The sequence below is a fragment of the Candidatus Thiodictyon syntrophicum genome (assembly GCF_002813775.1).
Taxonomy (GTDB): domain Bacteria; phylum Pseudomonadota; class Gammaproteobacteria; order Chromatiales; family Chromatiaceae; genus Thiodictyon; species Thiodictyon syntrophicum.
In genome coordinates this window covers 5233822-5249906 of the sequence record NZ_CP020370.1, presented here as the reverse complement: position 1 = coordinate 5249906, position 16085 = coordinate 5233822, and the positions used below count along the sequence as shown (strand labels likewise).

Here is a 16085-nt window from a genome sequence, read left to right as displayed (position 1 = left end):
GTCAGCTCCGGGGGACCTTGGTGTCGATCCGCAGCGGGACCCCGTCGTTGCCGAGGTGACCGGTCGTCGTGGGCCCGCCCAAAGCCTGCACCGGTGGCGGGGGCGGCGGCGCCGCGCCGCCGCGCAAGCCGCTGAAGTGCCGACGCAGTGCCCCCAGCACGCGCTTGATACCGTGCCACAGCATCGGCAGCAGCCAGATCAGGAGCAGGAAGAACAGCGCCAGCGAGATAAGGAAAATGCCGGGGTGGGTCAGTGCCAGCAGGAGCCCGCCGATGACGCCCACGTCCTCGGTGACCGAGGCGATCCAGTTGGTGAATGGCTCAGGGGAGGTGTTGAGCATGATCCTGGTGCCGGCCTTGGTGGCGTGGCTGGCCGCCGCCACACCGCCGCCCAGGAGGCCGACCAGCATATCCCCCAAAGGCCCCACGTCGCCCGCCGCACCCACGGCCATCAGGGCGCCGGCCGGGATGCGGATGAAGGTGTGCAGGCCGTCCCAGATGCTGTCGAACCCGGGGACCTTGTCGGCGAAGAACTCGACGACGAACATGGCGCCGGCCGCGAGCAACACCCTGGGATCGGCCAGGATATCCAGGCCCGGGGGCAGGTCCACGGAGCCCGTGGCGCCGGCCAGGCCGAGCACCAGCATGGCGGCGTAGAGATTGATGCCGCTCGCCCAACTGGCACCGAGGGTCAGGGCAAGGGTTTGGGTCAGGGTATCCATGGCGACCTCGTGCGGATTGGGATTGGGGATCGTTGCTTGATTATAGGCCCGGCCGCGGGCTGCGCACCGCTGCTTCTTGTCGGCGCGCCGACGCCGGCCGCCGGGGTTTCGGCTTTGATCATCGTTCCAGCCGACGGCCGCCTTCCGGAGTCCAAGGCTTCAGCCTTGGTCTTGTACCTCCAAGGCTGAAGCCTTGGACTCCAGCCCGGAGCGGCCGGAACGATGATCAAGGCCGCCCGCGGCGCTGGGGCGTTAGAATGCAGCCCCTTCCAACCCTACTCAAGCGGCCCCGTCATGCGCTACCTCCTCTACCTGCTCCTGTTTGTCCTGCTCCTCTTCGGCATCTGGCCTTACTACACGATTTTCCGGCTGGACGGCGCCCTGAGTAAGGAGGACACCACCGAACTCGCCACCATGGTCGATCTGCCCGCGATCCGCGCTCACTTCAAGGCGCGCGTCACGGCCGGTGCCGACCAGTTGCTGCCGGTCGCCGACCCCAAGAGTACCATGGGGTGGATTCGCCAGAACCTGGAGCGGCTGGGTGACTCGGCCCTCGACCAGGCGATCACCCTGCCCTGGGTGCGTGAAACTCTGCGCCAAGCGGTCTCCGAGGCGACCCACCAGAGCCCGCCCTTCCTGTTGAGCGGCATCGACTTCGCCTTTTTCGAGTCCTACAACCGCTTCCTGATCCGCATCGGCGACCTGGGGCGCAATCCGACCCATGTGCGGCTCACGCTGGAAGGGACCGAGTGGAAGATTACGGACATTATCCGCTAGGGGACAAAGAGGATTGAGCCGCAAATGAACGCAAAAGGACGCAAATAATCAAGTCGTTCCAGTTGTTCCCCGGCTCCCCGGCGGGCGTGGCGCAGTGCTGCTCTGAGTAGCTGCTCTTATTTGCGCTTATTTGCGTTCATTTGCGGCTAAACACTCTTCTTAGGATCAGCAGGGCTGCAGCATGCCCTCCCGGCAGATGAACGCGGCGATCTCCGCAACCCCCAGGCCCTCACGCAGGTTGCTGAAGACGAAGGGCCGCTCGCCGCGCATGCGCCGGGCGTCGCGCTCCATGACTGCCAGTGAGGCGCCGACATGGGGGGCCAGGTCGATCTTGTTGATCACCAGGAGATCCGAGCGGGTGATACCGGGTCCGCCCTTGCGCGGGATCTTCTCGCCTCCGGCCACGTCGATGACATAGAGCGTCAGGTCCGCCAGTTCCGGGCTGAAGGTCGCGGCCAGGTTGTCCCCGCCGCTCTCGATGAAGATCAGGTCGAGCCCCGGCAGGCGCGCCTGCAGGTCCTCCACCGCCGCCAGGTTCATGCTGGCGTCCTCGCGGATGGCGGTGTGGGGGCAGCCGCCGGTCTCCACCCCGATAATCCGCTCCGTGGGCAGGGCCTGGGAGCGGATCAGGAACTCGGCGTCCTCCCGGGTATAGATGTCATTGGTCACCACCGCGATCTGGTAGCGGTCGCGCAGGCGCTTGCACAGCGCGTCCAGGAGCGCCGTCTTGCCGGACCCCACGGGGCCGCCGACACCGACGCGCAGGGGGGATGAATCAGTCATTGAGGCCTCCTATTGTCCAAGTAACGAGCCAAGAACAAGTTAAACAGAAACATGATCGTCGTTGTCGTTGTCGTTGTCGTTGTCGTAATCGGAGAAGCGATGAAATTTTGGTTGCGAGCGAATCCAGGGCTCTACGATAACCTCGACAACGACAACGACAACGACAACGACCATGGCGCTGAGGGCATTCCCTATTGGACTTGCCTGATGGACGTGTTCAACCTATTAGTGAACCGTTCCGAAATTAATAAACGCCGACCTCGATCGGGGACTCCAGGTGCAGCCCGCGCAGCCGCTGTGCATGGTCCGCGAGCGCCTGGGCGCGCTCTTCCTCGCTCAGGTGGGCCGGTCCGTAGCAGATCTGGGGGGCCAGGACCTCGAAGCCGACGAAGCGCAGGATGCCGCGGTTGATCGGTCTCAGGACACCGGCCATGTCGCCGTTGAAGCCGCCGGGCTCATAGGCCTCGCGCGGGCCGCCGGTGGTGAGTGAGAGCATGGCCCGCTTGCCCTGGAAGACGCCGTTCTCATAGAAGTGCCCGCCGCCGTAGGTGCGGCCCATGGCAAACACCCGGTCGACCCAGCCCTTCATCACGGCCGGCAGCCCGAACCACCAGAGGGGGAATTGGAGGATCAAGAGGTCGCACCACTCCAGGTTCTTTAATTCGGTCTCGATCGCGGGGGCGAAGCCGTCGTGCTCGCTCGCGTGCAGTTCTTCAAACTGCTGCTTGAAGAAGTCCGGGTCCTTGACCGTGGTGAAGTTGTGGCGGCCCGACACCGGGTCGAAGCCCATGGCGTGCAGGTCCGAGACGCGGACCTGGTGCCCCGCCTGGGTCAGGGTGTCGCGAGTGGTCGCGAGCAGGGCGCCGTTGAAGCTCCGGGGTTCCGGGTGCCAGTAAACGATGAAGCAGTTCATTGGTTGAAGTCTCCGGTCGTGGATCGGGTTCGGGGCCTCGATCGTCACTCCGGCCACGCGCCCTTGCGGCAACCCGTCGCGGCCTGGGGGCCGCGCCGGGTGTCACCCTCGAGGTGGCCGGAGGTATGATCGAGGCCGGTTTCAGGATCGGAAGAGGCGCGTGTATTGGGTCTCATGGGCGCTGCCGGCGATGGCGAGCGCGGCACAGCAGGCACCGATCTCCTCGTCCGGCAGGGCCAACGCCGTCTCCAGTGCGGGCGGGATCAGGGCCGCGAGCCGGGCCAGGACCTGCTGGCCCTGGGTCTGACCCAGGGGGACGCACTTGACCCCCGCCAGCACCAGGTTCTCGGTCCAGGACCAGGCATAGCCCGCCGCCGCCTGCCGCGGCGCTAGGCCCCAGGCCGCCGCGGCGAAGGCCAGACCGGCCAACTGGGCGCGGGCCAGCACCGGGCGCCAGTCGCGCGCCCCGGCGAGGTCCCAGGCGATCAGCAGATCCGCCAGGGCGCGACCGCGGTTGGCCTCCTCCAGGCGCAGTTCCGCCGTCTCCCGGGCGGCCAGCAATTGGTCGACCCAGCCGGCGCAGGCCTGCGTGTCGCGCGCCCCCGCCGCCGCCTGCAGGCGCGCCAGGAGCGGCACGTCCACCCGCGTGAGTCCCTGCCCGAGCTGATCGGCGACCCAGGCCTCCAGGTCCGCCGCCGTGCGCACCCAGCCCGCCTCCACCGCCCATTCGAGCCCCTGGGAATAGGTGAAGCCGCCGACCGGCAGTGTCGGGCTTACCAGTTGCAGGAGGCGCAGCAGGGGCAGGTCGGCGTTCACGGGGGGGAGGGTCTTATCATAACGTCTGCCATCGCGTGCGTTGCGCGGTCATCGGTCCGCACAGCGGACCCTACGTTGCGGAGCGTCGGTGCGTATCGCGTCCATGTCAGGGCTCGGCTTGGTGTGAATGATCCTGCCCGTGACCCCCATAGGCCCCCGCCTCCGGCTCGAAAGGGCCGGTCTCCACCAGCACCGCAAGCCCCAGCCCCCGCACCAGGTCATCGAGCACCGGGTCGTGCAGGTACGAAAGCCTCTGCGGCTCGATCTGCACCGCCACATGCCGATTGCCCAGGTGGTAGCAGGCCCGCGCCAGTCCCACCGCGTCCGTCACCGTCACCCGCGACAGTCGCTCGGGCCCGGCGCGCACCAGCACCGCCAGCCCCTCCTCGGTCAGCAGCCCGTCACCGTCGCGCAGGGTCGTGCCCCGGGGCAGCCGGATGCCGGCCTCACGCCCGTCGTCCAGGACGACCTTGAGGCGGCTGCGCAGGCGCTGGTCCAGGGTCAGCGTGACACTGAGATCCGTCGGCGGCGGGGTGCTGGTCTTGCGAATGAGTTCGATCATGGCGTCAGACGACTCCGAAGCGCGGCGACAAAGTCCAGCAGGTCATCGAGCCGATGCTCCACCACCTCGCGCACCAGCGCCTTGTTCACCGTCTGGTAGCCGTGGACCAGGATGTTGCGAAAGCCCGCCATCGCCCGCAGGCCGCCGGCCAGCCGCTCCGGCACCCAGCCGTTGCTGACCAGCAACTCGAAGAGCTGGCGGTGGTTCTCGGGCTCCCCCAGGCGCTCGTCCGAGACGATATGGGAGGCCAGGTCCTGGGCGGCCTGGATGGCGATCTGGAGCGTATGGACCACGAAGCGCTCCTCCCGCAGGTCGGTGGCGATCAACTCCGGGCGGGCCAGGTCCCTCAGTTCCCGCACGCAGGTCTCGATGAAGGCGAGTTTTTTTGCGGCCAGTTCAAGGTCGGTCATAGGGTGTTCCGGTTTGGCCTCGATCATAGTCCCGGTCATCTCGTGCGCGGCGGGGGCGTCGGTCCGCTGTGCGGACCGATTCCTCCGTAAAGACCGCGTGCATGGCCAGAACATGCTCAATGCCTATGGCTGCATCCGCCGATAGCGCCGCAAATGCGGCAGCAGGTCGAAATATTCATTGCGGGCGCGGACCTCGAAGCGGATGCGCGCGGATGGGTCCCGGTCCAGGATAAGGATCCCGTCGCGCAACACCCGGTGCACCAGGTCCACCGGCGCCCGATTGAGCACCACCAGGTCGACCGGCCGCCCGGTCGCGGCGCTCAGGTCATCGGCGAGGTCCAGATGCAGCCCGGCCAGGGTCGACGGCGGGTCGGTCGCGAACAGGACGGCGAGGTCGAGGTCACTCCCGACGCGCGCCTCACCCCGGGCAGTGCTGCCGAACAGATAGGCGCAGACCAGCCCGCCGTCGGCGCGCCCGAGTGCCTGGCGCAGCGGCTCCAGCAGCGCACTGCCGGTCGGCACCTGATCCGGTACGGGTGGGCGGCCCGTCATGGCTCGTCGCGGCCCTCGCGCATCCGCTCGATCAGACCGGTGGTCGAGACCCCGCCCAGGAAATCCAGCACCACCACCCGCCCGCCGTTGGCCGTGACGCAGGGGCCGCCGGCGATGTCCGCGGGGGCATAGTCGCCGCCCTTGACGATGATATCGGGCAGCAGCCGGCAGTAGAGACGCTCCGGCGTCTCCTCGCTGAAGGGGACCACCCAATCGACGCTCCTCAAGGCCGCCAGCACGCGCATGCGGTGTTCCAGGCGGTTCACCGGCCGCCCGGGACCCTTCAGTGCGGCGACCGAGGCGTCCGCATTGACCGCCACGATGAGGCGGTCACCGAGGGCGCGGGCCTGCTCCAGATAGGTGACATGCCCGGCGTGCAGCAGGTCGAAGCAGCCGTTGGTCATGACCAAGGTCTCACCGCGGGCGCGCGCCTGGCGCATCCCCGCCTCCAGTTCGTCCTCGCTGACCAGACCGAAGCCGCCGGCCGCCGGTTCATGCAGCGCCCGGCCGAGTTCCGCCACCGTGACGGCGGCTGTGCCGAGCTTGCCGACCACGATCCCGGCCGCCGCGTTGGCCAGCCGCACCGCCTGCTGCGGCGGCGCCCCCGCGGCCAGGGCCAGCGCGAGCGTCGCCACCACGGTGTCACCGGCGCCGGTCACGTCGTAGACCTCCCGGGCGCGGGTCGGCAGGTGCAGCGGCGGCTGTCCGGCCCACAGCAGGGTCATCCCCTGCTCACCGCGGGTGATGAGCAGCCCCTGCCAGCCCAGGTCCAGGCGCATCCGCTCGCCCCGCTCCACCAGTTCGGCGTCATTCTCGCAAGCCCCGGCCACGGCCTCGAACTCGGCGCGGTTGGGTGTGAGGAGGGTGGCGTCCTGATAGCGGGAAAAGTCGGTGCCCTTGGGGTCCACGATCACACACTTTCCGAGCGCCCGGGCCTGGTCGATGAGTGGGCGCGGTGACGCCAGGGTGCCCTTGCCGTAATCCGATAGGACCACGACCGCGGCCCGCGGGGCCAGCTGTGCGTATTCGGCCCGCAGTTCGTCCGGGTCCAGGCCCGACAGGCCCCCTTCAAAGTCGGCGCGCAGCAATTGCTGGTGCCGGGAGAGGATGCGCAGCTTGGTCGAGGTGCAGGCGCTCGGGTGGCGCTGGAGGTGACAGTCGATGCCGCGCCCGCGCAGCAGGGCCTCCAGGGCCGCGCCCGCCTCGTCCCGGCCCACGACGCCCAGCAGATCGACCTGGCCGCCCAGTGTCTTGATATTGAGCGCGACATTGGCCGCCCCGCCCGGCCGCTCCTCGACCGCCGTCACATGCACCACCGGCACCGGGGCCTCGGGGGAGATGCGGGTGGCCGCCCCCGTCCAGTAACGGTCCAGCATGACATCGCCGATCACGAGCACCCGGGCCTGGTGGAAGGGGGGGATAGTGGTCCTCATGGGCGCGCCCTGGTCGTCAGTCGGATGGGGCCTGGGGGGCATGGCCGCCAAGCCCAGGCATGGCCGCCCATGCTACGCACTCGACCGGCGGTGCTCAAGGCGGTGCGGCGGTCCGGCCCGCGCCCGGGGGCGGTCAGGGGTGCGAGCAAGACTAAGGAAGGACTCTCTGCGTCTGCGCGTCTCTGCGTGAGAACATCGATCCATGCGCGTATTTTGCCGGCACGCAACGCCGCGGTCGCCTGCTGGAAGGCCCGCGGGATATCGTCTTGCCGCCCCTCTCCCAAGGTTGAATCCGTGGTGACGATGCCTTACCTTTCACCTTGTAACGATTGGTCGCCGAGCCGCCATCGGTGTGAACAGGAGCCAGTCGGGGAGGGCGCGGGATGGTCCGCGCCTTTCACATTTCCGGCCTGCGGAACATCAGCCCAATCTTCCGCGCCAATGCCCTGGCAGCAGAGGTTACCCTCGTCGCGCTCGCTGGTGTACCAGCATCGCGGGGCGAACCAATCGGTGCCCGGCGATCACGCAAGCGGCCCGGGCCTCGTCGCGGCTGAAGCCGCTCCCACGGGGGAGAAAGATGGGCATCGTTCCCGCTCTGCCCATCCTGCGGCTGGAGTCCAAGGCTTCAGCCTTGGCGCCCCTCCAAGGCTGAAGCCTTGGACTCCAGGAGCGCGTAGGGTCCGCTGTGCGGACCGCCGATCCCGCGCCCGCCCCGCCGGCCGGGGTGCTGAACGCGGCCGGTGCCGGGTGCTCAGGGGTGCCGGGCGAGCCAGTCGCGGGCGGTCTCGGCGTGGGGGCTCTCCAGCGACTCGAAGAGTGCCAGGGCCTGCTGCATGTGGCCGCGGGCGGTCGCGGGGTCGCCCAGCGACTCCAATGCCTCGCCGAGGTTGAATAAGGCGATCGCCTCGCCGCGGCGGTCGCCGATCGTGCGGACGATGACAAGCTGCTGCTCGTAGAAGGCGATGGCCTTGTGCGGCTCGCCGAGGTCGTTCCAGGCGTTGCCGAGGTTGCCGAGCGCGTTGCCCTCGCCGCGGCGGTCGCCGATTTCGCGGAAGACGGCAAGGACCTGCTCGTAGAAGCCGATGGCCTTGTGGGGCTCGCCGAGGTCCTTACAGGCGAGGCCGAGATTGCCGAGGTGGGCGCCCTCCGCCCCCCGCTCGCCGAGCCGGCGGGCGGCGGCGAGCCCGGACTCGAGCCAGCGGACCCGTTCGCGCGGGTGCAGGCGGAGACTCAGCACATAGGCACCGGCGTCCGGGTAGTCCATCGCCAACCGGGCGGCGTCCTCATCCGCCCCGGCCGCCGCCCACATCTCACCGGCGGCGATCGGGCGGCCTCGGCGTCATAGGCGGCGAGGCCGGCGCCGACCCCGTCGTGACCCTCCAGGTAGCGCGCATTGGCCGCCCGCAGGACCGCGAGGAAATGGGCACTGTGCCGCCCCCGCGCCAGCGCGAGGTTCTCCGGACTGGGTCCGTCCGGGACCCGGGTCCGACACCAGCGCCAGGGCGCCGCGGCGATGGGCCGGAGCAGGTCATGCAGCCGATAGCGCCCGGTGCCGGCGTCCCAGCGCAGCAGGCTGCGGTCGATCAGCTTGGAGAGCCCCGGCTGTGCCTCCCGCTCCACGGCGAGACCCCAGACGGCCGCCGCCGCTGCCCGGTCGAAGGGGGCCGGGAAACAGGCGAGCGCCTGCCAACTGACGGCGAGCCCCGGGTCCGCGACGAGCAACTGCTCGACCGAAAAGGCCAGCACGGCACCGACATGACCGCCCTCGATCGCCTCGCTGTCGAGCGCCTGGAGCCGCGTCGCCTCGTCCTCGATCGCGGCGAGATACTCGGGCAGCGGCACCTCGGGGTGCAGCGCCAGGTGCGCGCCCGCGACCCGCAGGGCCAGCGGCAGCCGGTCGCAGGCGGCGGCGAGTCGGTCCAGATCCGCATCGCGCAGGGCGCGGCCCTCACCCAGGATGCCGGCCAGGAGGGTGCGCGCCGCGGCGGGCTCCAGCAAGTCCAGGTCGCGCCGCTCCCCCAGCGCGATGCGCCGCCGGGATGTGACGATCAGTGCGGCCGGCGGACTGGGTGTGAGCGGCGCGACCTGCGCGGTGCCGGCCGCGTCGTCGGCCAGGATCAGCACCCGCCGGCCGTTCAGGACCCCGCGATAGAGCGCCTGAATCTGAGCCTCATCGTCCGGCAGGCGCCATTCGGGCTCGAAGGCGCGGATCACCCAGGCCATGGCGTCCAGCGCGGACATCGGCTTTTCACCGGCACCGCCGAGCGGGATCAGGATCTGGCCGTCCGGGAAGCGCTCCCCGATGCGATGCGCCACATGCACCGCAAGCGCGGTCTTGCCCAGGCCGCCCTGACCGGCCAGGGCGCAGATGGCGACCGAGCGGCCAGCGGTCAGATGCGCCTCCAGCCAGTCGCGCTCCGCGGTGCGGCCGGTGAAGTCGGAGAGGTCCGCGGGGAGTTGGCGGCGGCGGTCGGGGGCGGCGCGGGCGCCCGCGTCCGGGCGCTCGCCGGTGATGCCCCAGACCAGACGGCCGATGCCCGCGGTGTCGATGCCCTCGCGCAGGTCCACCCAGGTGCGGCTCTTGAGGAAGATGGAGATGGCGGGGCGCTCCGGGGCGCCGGGGAGCAGGACCGGGATGACGGGCCTTTTCTCATGGGCGGCCAGGTCCAGGGCGGCCTGCATCTCCTCGTCCTCCCAGGGGCCGATGCCTGAGCCGCCGATACAGACCAGCACCGAGGCCGAGGCGCGGATGCCGGCCTCGAGCCCGTCCTGCCAACGCTGCCCGGGGCGCAGGTCCTCCTCGTCGAGCCAGACGCGCAGGTCCTGCGCCAGGAGGCGGCGGCGCAGTTCCCGGATCAGCGGCTTGTCGGCGCTGTGGTGGGAGAGGAAGGCGTCGTAGTCCATGGTACAGGCCCGCGCGCCTAAGGCAGCGCCTCGATCGCCGCCACCCCCTTGCGGTAGCGCTCATTGAGCCGCTCCGGCAGCCCCGCCTCCTTGGCCGCCTTGCAGCCGCCGGCCTGGCGCAGCAGTTCGGCGGACTGCTCGACCAGGCGCTTCTGCACGGCGCGATAGCCGCGCTCCGGGAACCATTCGTCCTGGACCGTGACGATGGTCAGGCGCAGTTTGCTGACCAATTGTTTGTTGAGGTTGTCGCTGTGGCGCCCGGAGTCGTCGCTGCGGCAGCGCGCGTTGTAGAAGTCCAGGGCGGCGGCGGCCTCGACCGCGTCGACCAGGATCGCGCGGGTCTCCGCGGTCGGATCGGGGGTGACGGCGGGTACGGCGGCGAGCGCGCCCAGGAGGGGCAGGGTGAGGAGCAGCCGGGTCCGCCGCGCGCCTTCGCTGAGGGTCCTGGCGTTGCAGGCTGGCATGGGGCTGGCTCCTTATCTGGATAGTCTATGGATGGTCACGCGGCAGGGGACGGGTGGACCTCAGGGGTCCCCGCGGGTCGCATCCTGCACCGGGTCGCGGCGGCGGATCAAGCGGCGCGGTATTCCGGGCACCGGGTGCGATCAGAACCAATGTGTTGACGCCGATCCCGTAGTACGCAACGCGTACCCTACAGCAACCGGACCTTCTCATGGGCCGGGCGTCGTTGTCGTTGTCGTAATCGAACAATCCGACCACGACCACGACCACGACCACGACTAACGGCAACGACAACGACAACGACCAGGACGGCGTTCCCGGGCACTGCGGCCCATGCGGGGGCGCGGGGATGCCTGTATCATGGGGGCGTGAATACTTTTGTACCCAGCGTCCGTCGCGGTCGGCCCGTCCCCCTCGGGGGCAGGGGTCGCGGGTGCGTGCGGGCGGGCGGGGGGCGGCCGTGAGCGGCGCGCTGTTGCTGCTGTTTCTGCTGCTGCCGGTGGCGGCTGCCTCCGGGTGGTGGCTCGCGCGGCGGGACCCGGGCCCCAGGGCCCGGACCGCACCTGGGGCCGACCCTGACTTTTTCCGAGGGATCAATTATTTGCTGGATGAACAGCCGGACAAGGCGATCGATGTCTTCCTGAAGCTCGCGGCGGTCGACGGGGAGACGGTGGAGACGCACCTGGCGCTCGGGAGCCTGTTCCGGCGCCGGGGCGAGGCGGATCGGGCCATCCGGATCCACCAGAATCTCATCGCGCGGGACAACCTGAGCGCCGAACAGCGCGGCTATGCACTGTTCGAGTTGGGACAGGACTATATGCGCGCCGGCCTGCTCGACCGGGCGGAGATCCTGTTCCAGGAGTTGGCGGAGATCGGTCTGCAACGCGAGCGCGCCCTGCGCGGTCTGCTCGACATCTATCAACAGGAGCGCGACTGGGGGCAGTGCCTGGAGGTGGCGGAGCGCCTCAAGCCCTTCAGCGAGCGACCGCTGGCGGCCGAGATCGCCCAGTATCAGTGCGAGTTGGCGGAGGAGGCGCGGCGCCGCGCCGATCCCGACGCGGCCAGGCGCGCCCTGGCGCGCGCCCAGGACGTGGACCCCCAGTGTGTGCGCGCCACCATCATCGAGGGCCAGATGGCCTTGGCGGACGGCGACCGGGAGGCGGCCCTGGCGCTGTTCCTGCGGGTCGCGGACCAGGGTGCGCGCTATGTGCCGGAGGTCCTGCCCGGGCTGATGCAGGCCCTGGAGGAACTGGGGCGCACTGATCTCATCGCCGTGCTCGCGGGTCTGGCGGCGCGCGAGTCGTCCGGGCCCGTGATCCTGGCCTTGAGCGAGGCGCAGTTGCAGGAATCCGGCGCGGCGGCGGCGAAGGCGACCCTGACCGGGTATCTCGCCCGCAACGTGGACCTGGCCGCACTGGAGCGGCTGCTGGACCTGCAGGCGGGCACGGCCGCCGCCCTGGGCGCCGAGGCGGCCTACCGCGCCGGGGTGGTGCATGGGGTGGTGCGGCACCTGCTGACGCGCCAGCCCGTCTATCAGTGCGATCATTGCGGCTTCTCTGCCCGGGCCCTGCACTGGCAGTGCCCGAGTTGCAAGCGCTGGGGTACGGTCCAGCCGGTGCAGCCGGAGCGCATCCCAGGGGATGAAGTCCTGCGCGAGCGGCGGCTGGCATGACCGATCCCAAACCCATTATCGTCGCCCTGGACGTCGCGGCCAAGGCGCCCGCCCTGGCCCTGGTAGAACGGCTCGACCCGACCCGCTGTCGGCTCAAGGTCGGCAATGAACTCTTCACCCGGCTGGGTCCGTCCATCGTGCGGACCCTGCACAAGCGCGGCTTCGAGGTCTTCCTGGATCTCAAATTCCACGATATCCCCAACACCGTGGCGGCCGCCTGCGCGGCGGCGGCCGACCTGGGCGTGTGGATGCTCAATGTACACTGTACCGGCGGTGCGGCCATGATCGCCGCCGCCCGCGCGCGCCTGGACCAGGTGGGCGGGGCGCGCCGGCCGGTGCCCCGGCTGATTGGGGTGACCGTGCTCACCAGCCTGGACGCGGACGATCTGGCGGCCGTCGGCTGCCCCGGCGAGCCGCGCGAGCGGGTGCTGCGGCTCGCCGAGCTGGGCCGGCGCGCCGGTCTCGATGGCGTGGTCTGCTCGCCCCAGGAGGCGGCACTGGTGCGTCGCGCGCTCGGCCCCGGATTCCTCCTGGTGACCCCGGGGGTGAGGCCCGCGGGGGCCGCGGTGGGCGACCAGAAGCGGGTCATGACGCCGGCTCAGGCCATTGCGGCCGGTGCCGATTATCTGGTGATCGGGCGCCCGATCACCGGCGCGCCCGATCCGGCGGCGGCCCTGGCCGCGATCGAGCAGGAATTGACTGTGGCCCCGGCGTGATTGCCACCCCGCCGGTGATCAGGTTCCCATCCGTTGGAGACTTATGACCCATGAACAAGATCCGTAAGGCCGTATTTCCCGTCGCCGGCCTGGGCACACGCTTCCTGCCCGCCACCAAGGCGAGCCCGAAGGAGATGCTGCCGGTGGTGGACAAGCCGCTGATTCAGTATGCAGCCGAGGAGGCGCAGTCGGCCGGGGTCGATCACTTCATCTTCATCACCGGGCGCAGCAAGCGCTCCATCGAGGACCATTTCGACAAGGCCTACGAACTGGAGGCCGAGTTGGCGAGCGCGGGCAAGAAGGATCTGCTCAAGATCGTCCAGAAGATCCTGCCCGCCACGGCGAGTTGCATTTATCTGCGTCAGGCCGAGGCCCGCGGCCTGGGCCACGCCGTGCTCTGCGCCAAGCCGGTGGTGGGCGATGAGCCCTTCTTCGTCCTCCTGGCCGATGACCTGATCCGCGGCACGGGCCAGAGTGTGGTGGCGCAGATGGCGGAGGTCTATGCCCGCTACGGATGCAGCGTGCTGGCCGTCCAGGAGGTCCCGCGCGAGGACACCAAGCAATACGGCATCGTCAAGGTGGAGACGGGTCCCGACGGTGAGATGCGGGTCGTCTCGATCGTGGAGAAACCCGCGCCCGCCCAGGCCCCGTCGAACCTGGCGGTGGTGGGCCGCTATCTGCTCACCCCCAAGGTCTTCGAGATGTTGGAGGAGACCGGTGAGGGGGCCGGGGGCGAGATCCAACTGACCGACGGGATTGCCGCCCTGCTCGAGCACGAGCCGGTGATCGCCTACCCCTTCCAGGGCAAGCGCTACGATTGCGGCAGTAAGCTTGGCTACCTGGAGGCGACGGTCGAGTATGGCCTGGCCCATCCGGAGTTGGGGGAGCGGTTCTCCGCCTACCTGCGGGCCTTTCGGGACTGAGGCCTCGTGCCCGTCCCCGCGTGCCGCCTCACTGCCGTCAAATCAACCGCCACAGCCCAAGCGCCTGGAGTCCAAGGCTCCAGCCTTGGAGCGGGCCAAGGCTGAAGCCTTGGACTCCAGGCGGAGGCGACGCAGTCGGCGAGTGCGCCTCAACATAATGGCCGTAGCGTGCCGCCCGGGTACCTGATCAACGAGGCGAAATGACATGGGCCTGCCGCAATGCACGCCGCTTTTGAGCGTCGGCGACTACCTCTCCTTCGAGCGGGCGGACGAGACGCGCCATGAGTATTTGGACGGCCTGATTTACGCCATGGCGGGGGAGAGTCTGGAGCACAGTACGATCAGCGCGAACCTGATCGGGATACTCCATGGTCAACTGCACGGGCGGTCCTGCCGTGTGCTGTCGCCGGGAACAGAGTCGTTCGACCGGGGCGAAAAATTCCAGCGTTACCGAGCTCATTTGGAATCGCTGGAGGACTTTGTGCTGGTGTCCTCCCGTTACCCGACGGTCGGGTTGTTCCTGCGTCGGCCCGGCGGATTTTGGCTGTACTCGGAAGTGGCGGGGCTGGCGGCTGCTTTAGTGTTGCCGTCCATTGGCTGCACCGTGCCATTGGCGCAACTCTATGAGCGCGTCGAACTGCCGCTGCGACCGCAGGCGCCGGATACCGACACCGCCAATCCGAGCCTCACCTACCACCTGGCCGCCACCGGGGCGCGCGAGCGGGCCCGCACCCTGCTGGAGGGACTGTCGGCACAGAAGTTTCCCGAGCGGGACGCCGCCCGGGTGTTGCTCGGGCAGCTCGCGGCGGGGCGCTGAGGGTGCCGGCGCCCAGTTAAGCAATTCCATAGAGCGTCTCGACCTCGAAGCCCACCAGGGTGCGTCGTTTACGGCTGAACTCCACCCCGATGAGGTGGATCGGCTGACCGCAGGCCCGGTATTTGTCGGCGTAGCTGCGTTCCTTGATCTGTTGCAAGGCCCGCCCTTCCGGCTCCAATTCCACCACCTTGAACTCGAACAGATAGACCTGGCCGTTGAACCGTACCGCCATGTCGAGCCGCCCCTGGTTGGAACTGTCTTCCGGGGTGATGTCGAGGCCCAGCGAGGCGAACCAGGCGTAGAAGACGCAGGCTGAATAGCCCTCGTAACGGGCGATCGGGTTGTTGCGATACCAGTCGGGCGGGATGCTTGCGAAGAAGGCGGTGAACAGGGTCTCAAGACCGGCGAAATCATTGGCAAGCATAAGGCGATACAGTGCCGTGCGGTGCTGGACCCCGGCCTGCGGGTCCGGGCTCCAGGCACGCAGCAAGGTGCTGTTGAGGCTCTGAAGCGGATATGGGCATCGGAGTCCTTGATGACCGAGTAGAGATTGCGCAAGCCGTCGCGCATGGCGCGCGCGGTCGGGTGGTCGGTGATGTTGTCGAGGATGGGTTTGTCATATTCGTCCACCAGCACCACGACGCGCTCGCCGGCGCCCGCGTGTGCCGCTGCAATCAGTTCCGCGAAACTGCCGGGGATGTCGGTGGGGTCGACGCAGGTCTGCCCCAGGGCCCGGGCATTGACGCGCAACAGGGCCAGAATCCGCCGGTCCAGTTCGGCCCTGGTCTGCGCGAAGCCAGCGCCGAAGCTCAGCCGGATGACCGGGGCGCGCCGCGACCAGTCCCAGCGGTTATGGATGGCGAGGCCTCGAAACAGCGGCTCGTTGCCGACAAAGAGTTCGCCCAGGGTATCGAGGAACAGCGACTTGCCGAAGCGCCGCGGCCGGGAGAGAAAATAATGGCTGCCCTGCGCGATCAGCCGCCAGGCGAAGTCCGTCTTGTCGACATAGTAATTTTGTGACAGCGTTTTGGCCTTTGAACCGGCGAGGCTCAATAGCCGCGGAAATACCAGAGGTTGTTCCAGTCTTGGGGCGGGGTGCCGCGGCCCGGGTCTGGGTTGGCGCGCGCCGTGCTTGTGTCCGGCGTTCCCGGGGGCGTCCCGGGGGCGGGCAACGGCCCGCGGGCCTGCTCGCGTTGTCCGCGGCGCGCCTCGCGGCGGCGCTCGAATGCCTCTTCCCGGGCCTCGTGCTGGGCGGCACCCCAGGGGTCCAGGGCGCGGCGGCGGGCGGCGAAGGCGGCGCGGTTGGCCTGATGGCGCGCCTCGGCCGCCTGGCGCTGGGCGCGCACCTCCGCCAGCCAGGGGGTGTCCGATGCCGCCGAGTCGGTGGGCGGGGTGTCCCGCGGCGCCGACGGCGCGGCGGTTGGCGGCGCCGGGGGGTCGGCCGCGGGGGCCTCGTCGGCGCGGGCGGCCGGCGTCAGGGCGAGGAGTGCCGACACCAGGAGTGCGGGTGCACCCCGGTGCCGCCGCGACGCAAGTCCCACGGCGGGATGCAAAGCGGCGTCCGCACGGCGGATGATTGACGCTTGATCAGTCCCGAAAAGGGCGCCCCGCGCGAGATCCGCCA

Annotated in this window: 17 protein-coding genes and 1 pseudogene; 5 read left to right on the top strand and 13 right to left on the bottom strand. The window is 69.3% G+C overall.

Features of this window, described 5'->3' with window-relative positions; genetic code table 11:
* Nucleotide 1 precedes the first annotated feature (1 nt).
* The gene (locus THSYN_RS22145; RefSeq protein WP_100921036.1) at nt 2-721 is read right to left on the bottom strand and encodes a DUF4126 domain-containing protein; all 720 of its coding nucleotides are present in this window, start codon (nt 719-721) and stop codon (nt 2-4) included.
* A gap of 294 nt (nt 722-1015) precedes the next feature.
* Here THSYN_RS22145 and THSYN_RS22140 point away from each other — a divergent pair, with 294 nt between their 5' ends.
* The gene (locus tag THSYN_RS22140; protein ID WP_100922544.1) at nt 1016-1498 is read left to right on the top strand and encodes a DUF2939 domain-containing protein; all 483 of its coding nucleotides are present in this window, start codon (nt 1016-1018) and stop codon (nt 1496-1498) included.
* Nucleotides 1499-1663: 165 nt separating this feature from the next.
* Here THSYN_RS22140 and ureG read toward each other — a convergent pair whose 3' ends face one another.
* The 10 genes from ureG to THSYN_RS22090 all read right to left on the bottom strand — a co-directional run bounded on the left by ureG (nt 1664) and on the right by THSYN_RS22090 (nt 10335).
* On the bottom strand, nt 1664-2281 hold the full coding sequence (ureG, locus tag THSYN_RS22135) for an urease accessory protein UreG (RefSeq protein ID WP_100921035.1): 618 nt from the start codon (nt 2279-2281) through the stop codon (nt 1664-1666).
* 244 nt (nt 2282-2525) lie between these two features.
* A complete protein-coding gene (locus THSYN_RS22130) occupies nt 2526-3194 on the bottom strand; it encodes an NAD(P)H-dependent oxidoreductase (RefSeq protein ID WP_100921034.1) in 669 nt (222 codons plus the stop codon).
* A 141-nt stretch (nt 3195-3335) separates the two neighbouring features.
* The gene (locus tag THSYN_RS22125; RefSeq protein ID WP_100921033.1) at nt 3336-4010 is read right to left on the bottom strand and encodes an urease accessory protein UreF; all 675 of its coding nucleotides are present in this window, start codon (nt 4008-4010) and stop codon (nt 3336-3338) included.
* A gap of 106 nt (nt 4011-4116) precedes the next feature.
* On the bottom strand, nt 4117-4572 hold the full coding sequence (gene ureE, locus THSYN_RS22120) for an urease accessory protein UreE (RefSeq protein ID WP_100921032.1): 456 nt from the start codon (nt 4570-4572) through the stop codon (nt 4117-4119).
* Entirely contained in the window at nt 4569-4982 is a 414-nt protein-coding gene (gene hepT / locus THSYN_RS22115; protein WP_100922543.1) for a type VII toxin-antitoxin system HepT family RNase toxin, read from the bottom strand. Before hepT ends, ureE begins: the two co-directional genes overlap by 4 nt.
* A 123-nt stretch (nt 4983-5105) precedes the next feature.
* Nucleotides 5106-5534 (bottom strand): type VII toxin-antitoxin system MntA family adenylyltransferase antitoxin, encoded by a 429-nt coding sequence (gene mntA / locus THSYN_RS22110; RefSeq protein WP_100921031.1) that lies wholly within the window; start codon nt 5532-5534, stop codon nt 5106-5108.
* Entirely contained in the window at nt 5531-6967 is a 1437-nt protein-coding gene (gene hldE / locus THSYN_RS22105; RefSeq protein WP_100921030.1) for a bifunctional D-glycero-beta-D-manno-heptose-7-phosphate kinase/D-glycero-beta-D-manno-heptose 1-phosphate adenylyltransferase HldE, read from the bottom strand. Before hldE ends, mntA begins: the two co-directional genes overlap by 4 nt.
* Before the next feature lie 751 nt (nt 6968-7718).
* Entirely contained in the window at nt 7719-8231 is a 513-nt protein-coding gene (locus THSYN_RS22100) for a tetratricopeptide repeat protein (protein WP_236848971.1), read from the bottom strand.
* Complete coding sequence (locus THSYN_RS22095; protein WP_100921028.1) at nt 8198-9871, bottom strand: tetratricopeptide repeat protein; 1674 nt, start codon at nt 9869-9871, stop codon at nt 8198-8200. The genes THSYN_RS22100 and THSYN_RS22095 overlap by 34 nt, the downstream gene beginning before the upstream one ends.
* A gap of 17 nt (nt 9872-9888) precedes the next feature.
* On the bottom strand, nt 9889-10335 hold the full coding sequence (locus THSYN_RS22090; RefSeq protein WP_100921027.1) for a hypothetical protein: 447 nt from the start codon (nt 10333-10335) through the stop codon (nt 9889-9891).
* Between the two features lie 458 nt (nt 10336-10793).
* On the opposite strand from THSYN_RS22090, the gene lapB reads away from it, so the two are divergent.
* The 4 genes from lapB to THSYN_RS22070 all read left to right on the top strand — a co-directional run bounded on the left by lapB (nt 10794) and on the right by THSYN_RS22070 (nt 14461).
* Nucleotides 10794-12005, top strand: coding sequence for a lipopolysaccharide assembly protein LapB (lapB, locus tag THSYN_RS22085; RefSeq protein ID WP_236848647.1), 1212 nt, complete (start codon nt 10794-10796; stop codon nt 12003-12005).
* Nucleotides 12002-12721, top strand: a complete 720-nt coding sequence (pyrF, locus tag THSYN_RS22080; RefSeq protein ID WP_100921025.1) for an orotidine-5'-phosphate decarboxylase — start codon at nt 12002-12004, stop codon at nt 12719-12721. Before lapB ends, pyrF begins: the two co-directional genes overlap by 4 nt.
* Nucleotides 12722-12771: 50 nt before the next feature.
* Entirely contained in the window at nt 12772-13644 is an 873-nt protein-coding gene (gene galU / locus THSYN_RS22075; protein WP_100921024.1) for a UTP--glucose-1-phosphate uridylyltransferase GalU, read from the top strand.
* 205 nt (nt 13645-13849) lie between these two features.
* The gene (locus THSYN_RS22070; RefSeq protein ID WP_100921023.1) at nt 13850-14461 is read left to right on the top strand and encodes a Uma2 family endonuclease; all 612 of its coding nucleotides are present in this window, start codon (nt 13850-13852) and stop codon (nt 14459-14461) included.
* A 16-nt stretch (nt 14462-14477) separates the two neighbouring features.
* Here THSYN_RS22070 and THSYN_RS35475 read toward each other — a convergent pair.
* Both THSYN_RS35475 and THSYN_RS22055 read right to left on the bottom strand, forming a co-directional pair.
* Nucleotides 14478-15484, bottom strand: a pseudogene (locus THSYN_RS35475) (AAA family ATPase).
* A gap of 26 nt (nt 15485-15510) precedes the next feature.
* Nucleotides 15511-16014: a hypothetical protein gene (locus tag THSYN_RS22055; RefSeq protein ID WP_157817852.1), complete on the bottom strand. Its 504-nt coding sequence runs from the start codon at nt 16012-16014 to the stop codon at nt 15511-15513.
* Nucleotides 16015-16085 lie beyond the last annotated feature (71 nt).

Bases quoted from the DNA above. Each gene is read 5' to 3' on its own strand.
- THSYN_RS22145 (WP_100921036.1), bottom strand. From the start codon at position 721: ATGGATACCCTGACCCAAACCCTTGCCCTGACCCTCGGTGCCAGTTGG.
- THSYN_RS22140 (WP_100922544.1), top strand. From the start codon at position 1,016: ATGCGCTACCTCCTCTACCTGCTCCTGTTTGTCCTGCTCCTCTTCGGC.
- ureG (WP_100921035.1), bottom strand. From the start codon at position 2,281: ATGACTGATTCATCCCCCCTGCGCGTCGGTGTCGGCGGCCCCGTGGGG.
- THSYN_RS22130 (WP_100921034.1), bottom strand. From the start codon at position 3,194: ATGAACTGCTTCATCGTTTACTGGCACCCGGAACCCCGGAGCTTCAAC.
- ureE (WP_100921032.1), bottom strand. From the start codon at position 4,572: ATGATCGAACTCATTCGCAAGACCAGCACCCCGCCGCCGACGGATCTC.
- hepT (WP_100922543.1), bottom strand. From the start codon at position 4,982: ATGACCGACCTTGAACTGGCCGCAAAAAAACTCGCCTTCATCGAGACC.
- mntA (WP_100921031.1), bottom strand. From the start codon at position 5,534: ATGACGGGCCGCCCACCCGTACCGGATCAGGTGCCGACCGGCAGTGCG.
- hldE (WP_100921030.1), bottom strand. From the start codon at position 6,967: ATGAGGACCACTATCCCCCCCTTCCACCAGGCCCGGGTGCTCGTGATC.
- THSYN_RS22100 (WP_236848971.1), bottom strand. From the start codon at position 8,231: ATGGACTACCCGGACGCCGGTGCCTATGTGCTGAGTCTCCGCCTGCAC.
- THSYN_RS22095 (WP_100921028.1), bottom strand. From the start codon at position 9,871: ATGGACTACGACGCCTTCCTCTCCCACCACAGCGCCGACAAGCCGCTG.
- THSYN_RS22090 (WP_100921027.1), bottom strand. From the start codon at position 10,335: ATGCCAGCCTGCAACGCCAGGACCCTCAGCGAAGGCGCGCGGCGGACC.
- pyrF (WP_100921025.1), top strand. From the start codon at position 12,002: ATGACCGATCCCAAACCCATTATCGTCGCCCTGGACGTCGCGGCCAAG.
- galU (WP_100921024.1), top strand. From the start codon at position 12,772: ATGAACAAGATCCGTAAGGCCGTATTTCCCGTCGCCGGCCTGGGCACA.
- THSYN_RS22070 (WP_100921023.1), top strand. From the start codon at position 13,850: ATGGGCCTGCCGCAATGCACGCCGCTTTTGAGCGTCGGCGACTACCTC.